11 protein-coding genes are annotated in these 15,181 nt (G+C 48.2%); 4 read left to right on the forward strand and 7 right to left on the reverse strand.

The genetic code is table 11. The features are described 5' to 3' along the window. The 3 genes from IQ235_RS04385 to IQ235_RS04395 all read right to left on the reverse strand — a co-directional run. On the reverse strand, positions 1 to 674 hold a 674-nt coding region (locus tag IQ235_RS04385), incomplete at its 3' end, for a glycosyltransferase family 2 protein (RefSeq protein ID WP_264320277.1). A gap of 46 nt (positions 675 to 720) precedes the next feature. Beyond that, on the reverse strand, positions 721 to 1,983 hold the full coding sequence (locus IQ235_RS04390) for a glycosyltransferase family 4 protein (protein ID WP_264320278.1): 1,263 nt from the start codon (positions 1,981 to 1,983) through the stop codon (positions 721 to 723). 36 nt (positions 1,984 to 2,019) lie between these two features. Further along, the gene (locus IQ235_RS04395; RefSeq protein ID WP_264320279.1) at positions 2,020 to 2,910 is read right to left on the reverse strand and encodes a glycosyltransferase family 2 protein; all 891 of its coding nucleotides are present in this window, start codon (positions 2,908 to 2,910) and stop codon (positions 2,020 to 2,022) included. A 498-nt stretch (positions 2,911 to 3,408) separates the two neighbouring features. Here IQ235_RS04395 and IQ235_RS04400 point away from each other — a divergent pair, with 498 nt between their 5' ends. After that, a complete protein-coding gene (locus IQ235_RS04400) occupies positions 3,409 to 3,966 on the forward strand; it encodes a class I SAM-dependent methyltransferase (protein WP_264320280.1) in 558 nt (185 codons plus the stop codon). Between the two features lie 177 nt (positions 3,967 to 4,143). On the opposite strand, the gene IQ235_RS04405 is transcribed toward IQ235_RS04400, so the two are convergent. Then, positions 4,144 to 5,007, reverse strand: a complete 864-nt coding sequence (locus IQ235_RS04405; protein ID WP_264320281.1) for a sulfotransferase family protein — start codon at positions 5,005 to 5,007, stop codon at positions 4,144 to 4,146. Between the two features lie 14 nt (positions 5,008 to 5,021). Continuing rightward, positions 5,022 to 6,512 (reverse strand): lipopolysaccharide biosynthesis protein, encoded by a 1,491-nt coding sequence (locus tag IQ235_RS04410; RefSeq protein WP_264320282.1) that lies wholly within the window; start codon positions 6,510 to 6,512, stop codon positions 5,022 to 5,024. A 621-nt stretch (positions 6,513 to 7,133) separates the two neighbouring features. Between IQ235_RS04410 and IQ235_RS04415 the strand changes: the two genes are divergently transcribed. Further along, positions 7,134 to 8,438, forward strand: a complete 1,305-nt coding sequence (locus IQ235_RS04415; RefSeq protein WP_264320283.1) for a TolB-like translocation protein — start codon at positions 7,134 to 7,136, stop codon at positions 8,436 to 8,438. Positions 8,439 to 8,658: 220 nt separating this feature from the next. Then, positions 8,659 to 9,480: a sulfotransferase family protein gene (locus IQ235_RS04420; RefSeq protein ID WP_264320284.1), complete on the forward strand. Its 822-nt coding sequence runs from the start codon at positions 8,659 to 8,661 to the stop codon at positions 9,478 to 9,480. Positions 9,481 to 9,613: 133 nt separating this feature from the next. Here IQ235_RS04420 and IQ235_RS18900 read toward each other — a convergent pair whose 3' ends face one another. After that, positions 9,614 to 9,865 (reverse strand): isochorismatase family protein, encoded by a 252-nt coding sequence (locus IQ235_RS18900; RefSeq protein WP_405196638.1) that lies wholly within the window; start codon positions 9,863 to 9,865, stop codon positions 9,614 to 9,616. A 164-nt stretch (positions 9,866 to 10,029) separates the two neighbouring features. Between IQ235_RS18900 and IQ235_RS04425 the strand changes: the two genes are divergently transcribed. Continuing rightward, entirely contained in the window at positions 10,030 to 13,902 is a 3,873-nt protein-coding gene (locus tag IQ235_RS04425; protein ID WP_264320285.1) for an Ig-like domain-containing protein, read from the forward strand. Between the two features lie 104 nt (positions 13,903 to 14,006). Here IQ235_RS04425 and IQ235_RS04430 read toward each other — a convergent pair whose 3' ends face one another. Next, entirely contained in the window at positions 14,007 to 15,032 is a 1,026-nt protein-coding gene (locus tag IQ235_RS04430; RefSeq protein WP_264320286.1) for an ABC transporter ATP-binding protein, read from the reverse strand. Between the last annotated feature and the right edge of the window lie 149 nt (positions 15,033 to 15,181).

Below are 15,181 nucleotides of genomic sequence, written 5' to 3' on the forward strand. Positions count from 1 at the left end.
GTATGCTCCGATCGCTGGAAATGCTCGAAATTGTGGGTGACGCGCACGCCCGAAGCGAGGGTGGCGCGGGCATCTCCGACTAAACACACTTTGAATCCGGCGCGGGTGGCTCGTAGGGTGTAGGTGTCGTCCCCGGAATATTGGGGAAATTTGCGAGCGTCGGGAACGCCGATTTTGCTGATGACGGCGCGGGGAATACCGACGCACCAGCCGCAGGTTCCATCCACCCAAACCAGTTCGCCGGGAACAGCGGCGCAGGACTGCCGACCTTTGAAGCCGTTACGATCGATTTTGTCGGCTTCGGGATTGTAGCAGGCGGGGGCGGCGATCGTGCCGGGATTTTGGGCCATAAACTGCACCAGACGCGGTAGCGCACCGGCATCGGGGGTGCAGTCGTCGTTAAGCCAGAAGCAGTAGTCCGCGCCTTTGTCGTAGGCGTACTGCATTCCTTTGGCGATCGCTCCCGTCCACCACAGGTTGCCGTCTCCGGTCAATATATCGACATTGGGATACTGTTGCTCGATTGCCTTTGCCGTCCCATCGGTAGAACCGTCATCGACGACGACGACGCGATATCGCTGGAGATCTCCGGTGGTTTGCAATCTTGCCAAACAGGCGAGGGTCGTTTCTTTACGGTTGAAAACGGGAATGATGATATATACGGAATTCGTCATCGTTTTTGCATCCTTGGGTACGCGATCGAGGTTTAATGAGGGTTTTTTAGACCGTGACGGGTTGGGCGGGTTGTAAAATCTCTTCGTAGAGCTTCAGGTAGGCGCGCGCGTGGACTTCGAGGGTGAATTCTTCTTCGACTTTCTGGCGAGATCGCACCGACAACTTTTGCCAGCGGCGATCGTCTTCCACCACCCACGCAATTCCCTCGGCTAAATCTTCGGCACTGAAACATCGGGCGCGATAGCCGTTTTGTTGATGTTCGACGATATCTTTGAGTCCGGTGGAATCGAAGGACACCACAGGGGTTCCGCAGGCGAGGGATTCGATCGCCACTTTGCCGAACCCTTCCTGGATGGAGGGAACCACCGTGACATCGGCAGCGGAATAAATTTGGGCCAGAACGTCGTTGTCGTCGATACGTCCGAGATAGTGGGTTTTCAGACCTGTATCTGGCGCGTTTTCGGGTTTTGCCGAACCGATGACGACGGCTTCTATCTCGCTTTTTAAATTGCTGCTGCCTAACTTCTTCAAGGCGGCGGCGAGATATTCAAACCCTTTGCGCTTGTCTCCAACTCCATTCATCGCCCCATATAAAACCAGCTTTTTGTCGGTGGGTAAGTTGAGTTGAGTGCGAGAATGGGTTTTCGGTTTCGGTTGATAAACAGCGGGATCGAGGGCGTTGTGAATCACTTCAATGCGTCGATCTTTGAATAATTCGCTACGTCTGGCGCAATCGGCCACCCAATGGCTGATGGCGACTAAGGTAATATCTAAATTCGCCCACGCTTTTTGTTTGCGCTGCCAAACTTGACGGGATAAATCGTCGTCTCGGGTCGATCCGAGTTGGGGACAGGCACCGCAAGACTGTTCGTATTTCGTGCAGTCTCCGGCATAGTGGCAGCCGCCAGAAAAAGCCCACATATCCCGCAACGTCCAAACCATCGGACGATTGAATTGGAGCAGGCTTTCGGGTTTTAAAAAGCCGCCGCAAACCCAGTGCAGGTTGATTAAATCGGGATCCAAATTTTCGATGCGATCGCTAACGTTTTGAGCGATCCAAGCAGGCGAAAAAATATACGACTCTTTGTCGGGATAAAGTGCGAGAGGGAGTTTGTCGAGTTTGTCTCGAACTTTATTGATGATTTTGCTAGATTTACCTTCTAATCCGAAAACATCGGGGTCGTTGATGGTCTTTCGGGCAACTAGAACTTTGGACTCGATACCTGCTTGAGTGAGGGCATTATGCAGCCAGTAAGCTCCGCGTCCTGCCCCACTTCCGGTATCTCGGCTTAAATGGAGAATTTTCACGATCGTTCGATAGTTCGATAGGGGACAAAATTGAGGCTAGATGGCAAAGAGTAACTTCATCCGCTCCCAAGCTCGTTTGTATTTAAACAAAAAACGAATGTAGGTCACTTGCAGCTTTTGAAGATGGGTGAGTTCCTTATTCTTTTGATACAAACCAACAGCAAACTTAACCGGAGGAATTAAATCTTTTATAGCTTCTCGAACAAATTTTTGTTTTGTATATGCTGCTTTTTCCTGCAAGTCGTACTGTCCTTTTACCACACGACCGATTTTCTTTGACAGTTGAGAAAAGCTCGATCGGGCTGGGTGCGAGAGGCGGGCATTCTCGCCGTAGACTTGTTGGTATCCAGCTTTGTGAACCCGCTGTCCCCATTCGTAGTCACCACCGGACTTGAGCGCTTCATCAAAAGCGCCAACGGCTTCGATAACCCGTTTGAAGGTAAAAAGATTTGCTGTAACCCCGAAGTGGGTTTTCTCTAGATAGTTCTTTTGAGGAAAGGCGAGAATTTTATCGTATAATTCAACCGCTGTGGGTCGATCGGGATTATTGAAACAGGTTTCGATCGCTCCAGCGACTAAGCCACAGTTGGGAGTCTTTGTTAAATAAGAAACACCTTGCTCGATCCAATCGGGATTCGGAATGCAATCGGAGTCGGTAAAGGCGATAATTTCACCTTTAGCCATAGAAATACCACGATTGCGAGCAATATAAGAACCAGGACAAGATTCGTAGCCGTAAACCATTCCCTCGAAGCGATCGACCACTGCTTTTATATCCTCTTCCGAATGATTATCGATCGCGATAACTTCGTATGACTCGCGAGGATATGTTTGCTCTTCCAGTAATCTCAAACAGGTTTCTAAAGCTTCAACATCATTAAAAACTGGAATGATAACAGAAACGAAAGGATTTACGTTTTGCGACATATTTAATTCCTTTTGGGTTCCGAATATTTTTTATAAGGCAATCTTATTGCCGTTTGGTAGATACATATAACGAATTGTGCAAATATATTCGATTGATTTTAGCCCTCAACTCTATTATATGTTAGAAAAAAAGTATGTGCGGTGTTTGAAAAACTTTATTCGGGTATAAAAAAACGATTTATCTTCTATTCATTTCACATTAAATCAATCGTGAAATCTTACGTAAGAATTTTTATGTAGAGTATTCAGTATATTTTCGTAAATGATTTCTAGTAGTCACATTACACAAACTCTCAAACAAAGAAAATGGAAACTGACCTAAACAAAAATATGAGCAAGGTGATTGACGGCTTTAAACGAGCAATCGATCGATTGCAGATCGAAGTTATTTCAGACAATTTCATCAACTGGCTATTCCGAGCAAATCCAGGAATGTTTGAAAAAGGAAATCTTTGGTGTTTTAATTATGCAATTTCTCATCTTCCCAGCTCATCTCCAATGATAGAGATTGGATCTTTTTGCGGCTTGTCCACTAATCTTATTTCTTACTTTAAGCTCAAGAAGAATGTCAAAAACAAACTATTTTGCAGCGATGCTTGGAATTTTGAGGGAGCAGAGAAAAAAGATTTTTTAGGCGGACATCCTTATCTCAAACACAGCGATTACAAAGAGTTTGTCAGGGAAAGCTTTATCCGCAACGTCAAGTTTTTTAGCGGACAAGATTTACCTTACGCGATCGAGCTTTTTTCTGATGACTTTTTTGCTGAGTGGATACATGGTTCGCAACTCACCGATATATTCGGTCGATCGATCCAATTAGGCGGTTCGATTAGTTTTGCTTTTATTGACGGCAACCACCAATACGATTTCGTTCGTCGAGATTTCTATAATGTCGATCGATTGTTAGAAGTTGGGGGATTTCTTTTATTCGATGATTCGGCGGATGGAACTCAGTGGGAAGTCAAACAGGTGATTACTGAAGTTCTTGAATCCGAGCGATACGAACTCGTCAAGAAAAATCCTAACTATTTTTTCAAGAAGCTAAAGCATCTGTAATTGCCTCGAGAAAAATTAAAGAGTGCAATTTCAACTGGATCGGCAGAAATTGCACTCTTGTAATGTAATTGTTCTCGAAGAACTCAAATAGGCGGAGTCGATAATTGGATGACGAGCACGAGTTCCTAAGCTCCAACTGACAAACTGACGACCCTACACGTCCTTACTTACCGGGGTTTAACCCGCTCGTGCCACACACAATCGATCGAGATCGACTTGAGATAGTTTGGCTAGAATGTGTTCTCGTTGAGCTTCATCGAACACCTTATAGAACTTTTTGCCGTTAGCGTTGTGGATAGGTTGCTCGGCAGAAGCTTTCCAGGTTTCGTCTTGACGTACCACTTGTTTTGCCGCAGCGCGATATCCTTGAAGCATCATCGGATCGAATTCAATTTCGATCGCCTCGCACAAATCTTTCAATACCTCTTGAGAATTTTCCACCAGTGCTTCGTATCGCACCACGGTATGATGGGGCCGGGCTGCGTATTGCTGGGTAATTTCCATTGATGCGATCCAGCGATCGATACATTTATCCAGATTTCCCGGTTCGAGCCAACCTTCAGAGTGATGGTGGTTTGCCACATCGTAAATCGACGCCACCACATCCGTCCCATTGCGAACGATATGCAAGAATTGCGCCTCCGGAACCTGCTTCTCGATTAAATCGATGCATTGGAGATGTCCGGGGGTTTTCTCCAACCACCAACTTTTGCCCTGTTCGAGAGTCAGGGTATCGAGTACTCGAACGAATGCAGCGGTGTATTGCTGCATAAACGGGGCAAATCCTGGCAGATAAGACTGCATCTGCTCTTGATTCAAAATCTTCAAAAACTCCAAGAACCGAGATTTCGCCCGCTTACCGGACGCTAAACCCAACTCCAGTTGGCGAATCCAAGCCTTCGACGGTTCCAAACTGGTAAAAAAATGAGATTCTGGAAACGAGGCAATTTGCGGGTGAGCAGCCAACAAACTTTGCAAAAGCGTCGTCCCCGAACGAGGACATCCCACCAAAAAAATACGCCCTTGAATATTGCGATCCATTCTTAATGTCCTCCTCACGATAAACCTTGGGGGTCGAGTTTCTTTTTCTTCTTCGATGTCGCCAACTTCACCAATCCCACCAGTTGTGGAAATAGCGGGGGTTCGGCCAGCCAAATGAACCCGATGTAAGTCACCGCACCGAGAACACCACAGACGACGAGCAATCCATAAATATCCAGCCAAGCTTCGAGTACCGACTTCGCCCCCAGCATCACCGCCACCGTTGCCATCGAACCCAAAATTGGTGTCCGACACTGACGCAGGTAAGTCGAGATTTTAGTATTGATGAGCTTGCGTGCCATCAAAATAAATGTGGGTAGCGGAATGAGATAACCGCGAATGACGTAGGCGGTAGCCACGGCCCAAACCCCGTATTTGACGACGATGACGAAAGCGGTGACGTTGAGAACGGCGTTGACAACGTTCACTTTCAAAATCCAGTCCGGCTTGCCCATGGCCTTAATGGTATTGACGCTGATATTGTTCAGGGCGTGGACGATGCCGATAAAGGCGAGAATTTGCATGATGCGGATGCTGTCAGTCCACTGAGTGCCGAACAAACTCGGTAGGAGTTCCGGGGCGAGTGCTGCGAGTCCGCAGAAGGTCGGTATCGCGATTAAGCTCGTGAGCTGGATGGCTTTGTAATAAGCTCGCCGCAACCGTTCCGGTTCTTCCTGGAGTTGCGCGAACGCTGGCAGTGCCACCTTGGAGAGGGTTCTCATCAGATCGGTGACCATCAGCAGAATGCGATAGGCGACGGTGTAGTAACCCAGTGCTGCGGGCCCGAGGAAGTAGCCAATTAAGAAGTCGTCGGCTCGACGATTGAAAAAGTTGAGGACGTTGAATCCTAAAATGCTGGCACTGAAACCGAATAGGTCTTTGAAATGGCTCGCAGAAACTCGAAAACCCGGTCGCCAATCGCTCGCTTTCCACAGAACGATAATGCCCACGGTGCCGTTGACGATTTGCTGGCCGACCAAACTCCACACGCCAAAGCCGGAAATTGCCATCGTCACGCCGACAGTTCCCCCCACAAGGGTAGCCAGAAGCGATCGCATGGCGAGGGATTTGAAGGCTAGGTTGCGGCGAAATAAGGCTTGCTGAACGCTATTGAGGGCAGAAAACACGAAGCCCACAGACAGCCAGCGAATGACTAATGTCAGTTCTGAGGTGAGTCCGGGAGATTTGAACTTGTGGGCGATGGGGCCGGCAATGACCATGGTCAAACCCATGAGGATCGCACTGCTGCCAACACTAATCCAGAAGGCGGTATCGAGATGCTCGCGTTCTAGGTTTTTGCGTTGGACGATCGCTTCGGCAAATCCTTGATCGACGAAAACTTGTAAGAATGCCAGATAAACGCTTGCCATGGCGACCAAACCAAAGTCTGTAGGGTCGAGCAAGCGGGCGAGGAGAAAGAACACAAGAAAAGAAATCGTTTGTCCGCCCAGCTTCTGGATGACGGACCAAACGACTCCTTTAACAGCTTTTTGTTTGAGACTCATGGGCGATACCGAGCAGATAATTTGATAGTGGCACTCACCCCGATATCGTTAGACACCGAGCTTCTTCCCAGAATTTTGAAATCGAGACAGGGGCTGGAAATGGGAAGTGCTCGATCGAGCCGCGACAGAGCGGTTATCGGCATCTGGGCAGACGATGGTGTTTGACTAGACGATGAAAGTGTCAAGGGATCGTTAACGCCCCAGAGTTGGGGTAGTCCGCAAATGAATGCGGTATGGGTGGCTAGTCAAATGTCGTCTGCCGAGCGGGTCGCTGCTCTACTCCCATTATTGCTGCTGGTTTTTTCGAGGCTGCGATCGCGATCGTTGTCGTTTTAGGAGAATATGTTAGAGACCATCGATCGCCTACCCATCGATTCGGCGATGCTATAACAGTGGGTGACGACCCAAGAGATACCGCGACAGCGCGCGAGCGTAGGGGCATCATCCACCATCTTCAGTTATTTGTTATTTATACGGATCTCATCGGATACATGACGGACTCGTCCAAAATTAGGGACATTCCGTTCATCGTTGTGAGTCGATCGTTTTTAGTTTTCTTCAGTGATTTGAGGCGATCGCAATGTCGAGATTTACTGCCCTTTTGTATCGAACTGATTTCCTATGACTCAGACTCTTACCCAGCATTTTCCTCGCTATACCCAATTCGATCCTGCCGTTCGAGTTTGGTGCGCCACGCCCAATTTGGATGGTGTTATCCATCGTTTCTTCGATACCTCTCCCTTCAGTCCGTCGGGACGATATTTGGCGGTGACGCGCTTTCCTTTTGAGGATCGCTTGCCCCAAGCGGGGGACAAAGCTGAGGTGATTTTGGTGGATTTGGAGACGGGGGAATCTCGCATCGTTGCCGAAACGCGGGGATGGGATACCCAACTCGGGGCGCAGGTTCAGTGGGGAACCGACGACACCCAGCTTTTTTATAACGATGTTGACGTGCGAACCTGGCGGGCGTTTGGAGTGAAACTCGATCCCTTTTCGGGCGATCGTCAACTCCTCGATGGTACGGTGTATATGATTTCCCCGGATGGCAAACAGGCGGTGAGTCCCTGCTTATCGCGCATCGGGGCGACTCAGGCCGGGTACGGCGTTATCGTTCCCCCCTCCGAGGTTCCCATCAATCGCGGCGCATCGGATAACGATGGTATCTATCTCACCAACACCGAAACTGGCAAGTGCAAGCTGTTGGTTTCGATTCGGGACGTGGTGGATGCGATCGCCCCGCAATTGGATCTGGCGGAATATCAAAAGGGCGATTTCTACGGGTTTCACGTTAAATGGAATCCCCAAGGCGATCGATTGATGTTCGTCTTGCGGTGGCTGCCTCGCAAAGCTTTTTCTTTCAACTTCCTCAAACCGATTCCCCTGCTGCGACGCTTGCGCAAAAAGCACAAGCTGAAACTGAACTTGGTGACGATGAAAGCCGATGGTTCCGATATCCGTTTGGCAATTCCCAACTCGGAATGGGGCAAAGGCGGCCATCACCCCAATTGGTGTCCTGACGGGGAAACCATCATCATGAATTTGAATATGTACCGTCAGGGGTTGCGGTTTATTAAAGTTCGATATGACGGCAGCCAATATCGAGCCGTGACGCGGGCAATTTCCGGTTCCGGGCACCCGACATTGCATCCCAACGGCACGTGTATTTTGACGGATGCCTACCCTCACGAATCGGTATCTTTTGGCGACGGGACGACCCCCATTCGCTGGGTTAACGTGGAGTCGGGGGAAGAACGAACCTTGGTGCGCATTCGCACGACTCCGCCCTATCGCGGCCCGAAAGGACAGTTGCGCGTCGATCCCCATCCGGCGTGGGATCGACAATTTCGACGGATTGCGTTTAATGCCTGTCCCGATGGTACGCGCCGGGTTTATATTGCGGATTTATCCCCATTGGATCTGAGTTAGAAGATCGGACTTTTGGATGTGAAAGTATAGGGTTGGCTGGGCCGTTTTTCCATCGGAAGTACGAATTGCTCCTTGTTATTCCAACAGCCCACCTACCCACGAATTTTAATGTCATCTGCATTGGTGCAAACGGCTGTAAACCTTCAGAGGTTTGGATTGGAAAGTTTGAAAGGCGATGGTCAATCGCCTTTCAAGATCAAAACGTACCCAGGTTATTGAGATGCTATTACAAACCACGAAAACTTACTTACCCAATCTTGTTGTCATCGGTGCGATGAAATGCGGGACAACCAGTTTGCACGATTACCTCTCGCTACACCCGCAAATTTCGATGTCGCAGTTGAAAGAACTCGACTTTTTTGTGGAGAAGTTCAATTGGCAAAAAGGGAAAGATTGGTACAAATCGAATTTTAAAGTGCCGACGGAGATTCGCGGCGAATCTTCTCCAAATTATACCAAATGCCATTTATTTGAGGGCGTTCCGGAGCGAATGCATCGCCTGATTCCCGAGGCGAAACTGATCTACGTGGTTCGCGATCCGATTAAGCGTATTATCTCTCATTACGTTCATCGAGTGGCACGCGGTTTGGAAAAGCGAAGTATTGATGAGGCGCTGGCGGATGTTCGAGACAATAACTACATCAATACCAGTTTGTATTTTATGCAACTCGAACGCTATTTAGAATATTATCCAGCATCGAGTATCCTGATTATTCCTCAAGAGGATTTATATCGCGATCGCATTCATACATTGCAAAAGATATTCAAGTTTCTCAATATCGATGAACAATTTTCCGATCCGCAATTTTTACAAACCGCTCACGAGTCAGCAACGAAAAAACAGCCGACAGATTTGAGATTGAAACTCTCGAAGTTACCAGGAGGAAGAGTCTTTGCGAAAGCTGTTTCTCTGATGAAGCCGGAATTAGTAGATAACAAAATTTCTAAGCCGATTTTGAGCCAATCGACTTATGAATCGTTAAAGGAAGTCCTAACAGAAGATGCTCGAAAACTGAGCCAATTTTCAGGAAATACGTTTTAGAATTGGAGCTAACTTTTTGTGAAAATCGATCGTCAGTAAGACTGCTTTATTTTTGTGAAGCTTTCTATTTTTTGAATACCTTGTAAATAGCGGTTCTCATGCGCGTGAAGTGGGAAATCTCAAACTGGAGATATTAAAAGCAAAAGATTACCTCTTGCGACTCATCTCTCATGTAATTGAGAAGCGCTAGACACTCTCTTCCTTTTCTCGAAGCATCAACAACAGCGTATACGTCATAGCCTTCTGCTGATAGATTGAGAGCAGGTAAAGCACAGCAATAATCAAAGGTACAGCCTGCTAGGATAAGCTTCTGACGACCTGTTGTCTCAATAGCCGCACGGAAGTTCGGATCGTCAAAAGCATTAGGATGATGTCGATCGATAATAGGTTCTCGTACTAGGTAGACAAATTTAAATTTGTAAAGATAGGAATTTAGAAAAGTTTGTTAATATTTTTAAGTTTCAGCTTTTTCTAAAAAACTATTTGGCAACTTTAGCAATGTTTTACCAGTACGTGACTTGAAATATCGATCGAATTTGGGTCAGAACTATGCCGGGTTTAAATTTACGAGGTGATGCGACTAACAACTTTCTCGTTGGTAGTCTCGATCGCGATACATTAATGGGTCGTCACGGACTCGATACCGTTATCGGTTTGGATGGCGACGATCTAATTTGGGGTAACGATGACGACGACGTTCTTTTTGGCAATGCAGGTAGAGACAGTCTATACGGCGGTAAGAGTAACGATACGCTAGAAGGCGGCAAAGACGACGACGAACTCTCGGGAAACCAAGGTGATGATGTTATTTTGGGGAACGATGGTAATGATGTCGTTCTCGGAGGTGGCGGAAACGACTTGGTTTTTGGTGGAATTGGCAACGATTCCTTATTTGGAAATTCCGGTAACGACGTTCTATTCGGTGGCCAAGGAAATGATGCCATTTTTGGCGGTAAGGGAAACGACCATCTTGAAGGCGATAAAGGCGACGACACGATTTACGGTGATGTTGGAGCCGATACGATAACTGGGGGTGACGGTCGCGATGTCATCGTCCTCGAAGAAAGCAGCCGGGCCGCACTCGATACGATTACCGACTTTCAGCCTAGCGAAGATGCCGTTCGACTTCCCGACGGGACGACCTTTGCAGAGTTGGTTTTCGAGCCGGATGGTTCTGGGGGGACAGTGGTTCGCGACGGGCGATCGGGTAAGGCTTTACTGGTATTGCCAGGAGTGGATAGTGCCACTTTAACCCCGCAGAATTTCCAGTCGTCTAACCCCGAACCGACTCCAGACCCGATCGCACCGCCAGCGACGGAAACCCCGGAAGAGAACGAGGATACACCGGATATCCCTGTAACCGAACCCGAACCGGAACCGGGAACGCCAACGGAGAATCCAGATACCACGCTAGAACCGGAAGCGCCGACAGAAAACCTCGATCCCGAACCGGAAACCCCACCCACGAACAATACTCCCGATCCGGTTCCCGACACACCGCCACCGGCCGATCCGCCACCCGATCCAGTTCCCGAAAACCAACCTCCCACTGTGAGGGATGATATTGCCACCGCCGAATTCAACACGGCGATCGAGATTTCCGTCCTCAATAACGATACCGATCCCGATGGGGATGCGCTGACGGTGACAGTGGACGAAGAAAGTGCCAGCAACGGTACGGTGACGACAGATGGTACGACGGTGACGTATACGCCGAATGCAGAGTTTACCGGAATCGATCGGGTGACTTACACCGTGAGTGATGGGATAGATAGCAATACTGGCTCGATCGAGATTACTGTCATCCCCTCGGAAATTCGCTGGATTGGAGGCGATCCAACCGATCCAACCAACTGGTCGAATCCAAAAAACTGGGAATTTGGAATAGTTCCCACTGAGAATCAGGATGTCTTGATTCCCGCTTCGGCAATTCATCAACCCGTTCTTACAAGAGATGCAATCGTAAGAAATGTGTTAGTTGAAGAGGGAGCCAATATAAATGTTGCTGACTTTGTTCTGATAACCTTCGGTAATATTGATGCGTACGGATCGATTCTCGCCAGCGAATACAATTACGATGCAGGTATTTTCGTTGAAGGAAACGATGTCACAATACAGGGAATACTACCAAGTGTATTAGTTCATCCGACTGAACCCTCAGAAACTGCCAATGTCAGAGTGATTGGGGAAACCACTATTAATGGTGACCTGACTTTAGATACCAAAGGATATAACTGGTATGGACGACCTGTATTTGATATCAATGGACAAGAAGTGACCGTCCTGGGTCATGTTGATGCGGGTTTACCAGAAAACCTGGTGATGAATGATACCAACGATATTCTCAACGCTGGTAGCTTCTCCATGGAACGTCAAGATCCGTTCTACCCTGCTGACATTCGTTTAACAGCAGGTGTTATCAATGTATTCACTTCAGATTTCGACGATGACTATGATATATCTCTACAGGCTTCTGGAACTCACGAAGTTGTTCTCAAAGGTTCAGAATACAAACATCTTCAATCGTATCTAAGCTCCTTTGAAGATATTGATGAGTTGCCAACTTTCCACAACTTAGAAATCGATAATCCGGCTGGTATCACTCTTGGTAATGTTGTTATCAGCGACACGTTAACACTAAGGAATGGATCGGTGTATGGCTCGCGAGTATTTCTCCGTGGCAGCTTAGTCAATTTAACCTCTCCCTATCCCGAGCTAGCTAGTGATGCTTGGCAAATTCTTGAAACTGTAGTTCCGGGTGGAAATGTCAGTTTTCCAGAGCATCTGGAGACTCAGATTGAAGTGATTGGCGATACTACCTTTGAGAGTAGTTTTACTCTAGATGGCGATTTGATTGTGAGCGAGCGCGGTCTTGTCGATGAGAATTACGATCGCATAGAGCCAATCTTGCGTTTGGGTGGTAATGAAGTCTCGGTTGACAACTTCCGAACTCATTACAACGCGGGTCTGGTCATGGACGATCCCGATGATGTGTTAGAGGTCTTCGGAGAGTTCGAGCTTGACAAGCCAGAAATCAGTCAGCTCACTGCCGGCTTTTTGAAGTTAGATCCCGATTGGGCATTTTCCCATTTGGAGTTTTTCGAGGCATCTGGAACGCATACGGTTGTTTTTCATGATGATTCCTACTTTCCCAAACTGGAAAACCCTGGACCTAACCCCGGTCAATCTCACTTTCAAAATGTAGAAATTGAGAGTTCTACGGCTTTTAGCAGCGAAACCTACATCAATGGGAATGTCACCATTACGAATGGTGGAAGTGTTCAGTCGAACTTCGGCTACTCCTCTCCTTCTTTCTATTTCACCGATGGAATTACGATTGGTGGTGACCTCATCGATAATACCTGGCACGGTAATGCATGGCAGGCAGAAGTTACTACATTTACCGGTTTGAATCCTCAACTACCTCAAGAACTAAAAACGACAGCTAAGTTTACAAATCAAGCTACATTATCCAATGATTTCACATTACACGGCAACTTAATTGTAGAAGCCGGTGGAGATTTAACCGTTAATAGCGACATTTACATACAAAATGGTATGACCGTGTTTCTCTCCGATGGATTTGATGGTATCGGGGGTTCTGGATCGGTTCAGTTCCAAAGTTCGGGTGTTTTCAATATTGGAGATCTGGAGACGACTGCCACAATTCCAAATTTTAGAGCGAATCCTTTATTCGAGTTTAATTCTGGACCTTCGTTCGATCCTTATTTTTACTCTGAGGTTTTGTACATCGAAGCTCACGAAGGTTCCGAACCTCATCATGGTGGAATTCTCGACGTGCGGTATACCGATATCGATCTCGAAATTGTAACCCGCGATGGCATGATTACTTTGGGCAATTTCAATACACCAGATGCCCTGGCGACACCAGGAATTATTCGTCTGAGTTCCGATCTTATTGGCGGTGATGGTGAAGCAAGCCTACTTTCGAGAAACGATGTGGGAGAACTCTTTGGAACCCGAGGAAACGATCGCATCATCGGTAAAGCAGAAGCTCAAACTATCGATGGTGGTGATGGTGAGGATATCATCTCTGGTGGTGCGGGAACGGATGTTCTAACCGGTGGCAACCATTTAGATATCTTTGCCTATGACAACCCCAGCGAAGGGGGCGATACTATCACCGATTTCAGCTCCAGCCAAGAGGATAAAATCCAGTTTAGCTCGGAAAACTTCGGTAATCCAACGATCGAATTCAATACGAACGCAGCATCGACAAACCAAGCGACGGTATACGCGACACCCCTCAGTGGCGGCACGCAGCAGGTGATGTTCGATGCCGACGGAATTGGGGTAGCACAACCGGTTCACCTGGCAACGCTAACCAATATGAGCGTGGCGTTAGAAGATGGGGATATCTATGGATACGGTGCGTATCCCTTCCATTCCTCTTTTCGGTAAATCGTCTAACGGTAGAGAAAATTAACCGGGTAGGGGCGTTAGCGAAGCCATCCCTGAAAGGCTATACGGCAGGCGCGCCCCTACAATGATGCCCCCCGTGCAAATCATTTCGCTGACATCTGCTGTTTCTTCTCTTTCTTCAAATCCCGCGTCCCTGCTGCTGCAAGTTCCGCATCCATTAGGGTTTTCCCGGTGGCGGCGAGATACACGTCATCGAGGCTGGGGCGGGATTGGGCAATGCTGAAGGTGGGCAAGTCTGCATCCCGCAACTTCTCTTGGATGGTAAGCAAGGTGTTATTTTCCGCCGTCACCACCAAATTCAGGGAGTTGCCTTGAGCGGGATTGACGATCGCCTCTTTGACGAAAGGCAGATTTAGCAACAAATCTTTGGCTTTAGCCGCTTCCTCTGGGGGGGAAAACTCCCGAATCCGCAGGGTGATCCGATCGCCCCCCACTTTATCTTTCAACTGGGACGGCGTTCCCACATCAATGGTGTTGCCGTTGTCGATAATCCCCACCCGATCGGCCAGAGCATCGATTTCTTCGAGATAATGACTGGTAATCAGGATCGTCGTCCCTTCTTCGCGCAGTTGGCGCAGGAAATCCCACACGGCGATCCGAGTTTCGATATCGAGTCCCACGGTGGGTTCGTCGAGTACCAAAACGTCTGGTTGGTGCAGCAACCCTGCCGCTAAGTCCAATCGCTTCCGCAATCCACCGGAGTAGGTTCCCGTTTTGCGATCGGCATATTCTCCTAAATCCAGCAAATCCAACATTTTCTCGATTCGATCGCCGATCGCAGCTTTGGGCAGGTGGTACAATGCCCCCTGAAGCTGGAGCAGTTCCCGTCCCGTCAGCACTTTATCGAGCGCCACTTCCTGCGCCACGTACCCCAGCCGTCGCCGCACTGCCCGAGGATTATCCACAACGGAGATTCCCGAGACTTCCAGCCGCCCCCCATCGGGAGAACTGAGGGTACACAGGCAGCGAATGGTGGTGGTTTTCCCCGCACCGTTGGGGCCGAGCAAGCCAAAAATTTCTCCCGGTTCGATTTGGAAGGAAACGTTTTGGACAGCGACCACGGAACCGTAGCGCTTTTGCAGGTTTTCGATAAGGACGGCAGGAGCCATAGGGCGATCGAAGTTTAACTCAAAGGGATTTAATATCTCTTAGTATTGTAGAACTGTTCGCAGACGCAGTGCTGAGTAAATTCTCGATCGATTCCCTCTTTCCCCCGAACCCTTTCCGGTGTTTTCCACCCCGATCTTGAATACAACAA

This window comes from Zarconia navalis LEGE 11467 (assembly GCF_015207075.1).
Classification (GTDB): Bacteria; Cyanobacteriota; Cyanobacteriia; order Cyanobacteriales; family Geitlerinemataceae; genus Zarconia; species Zarconia navalis.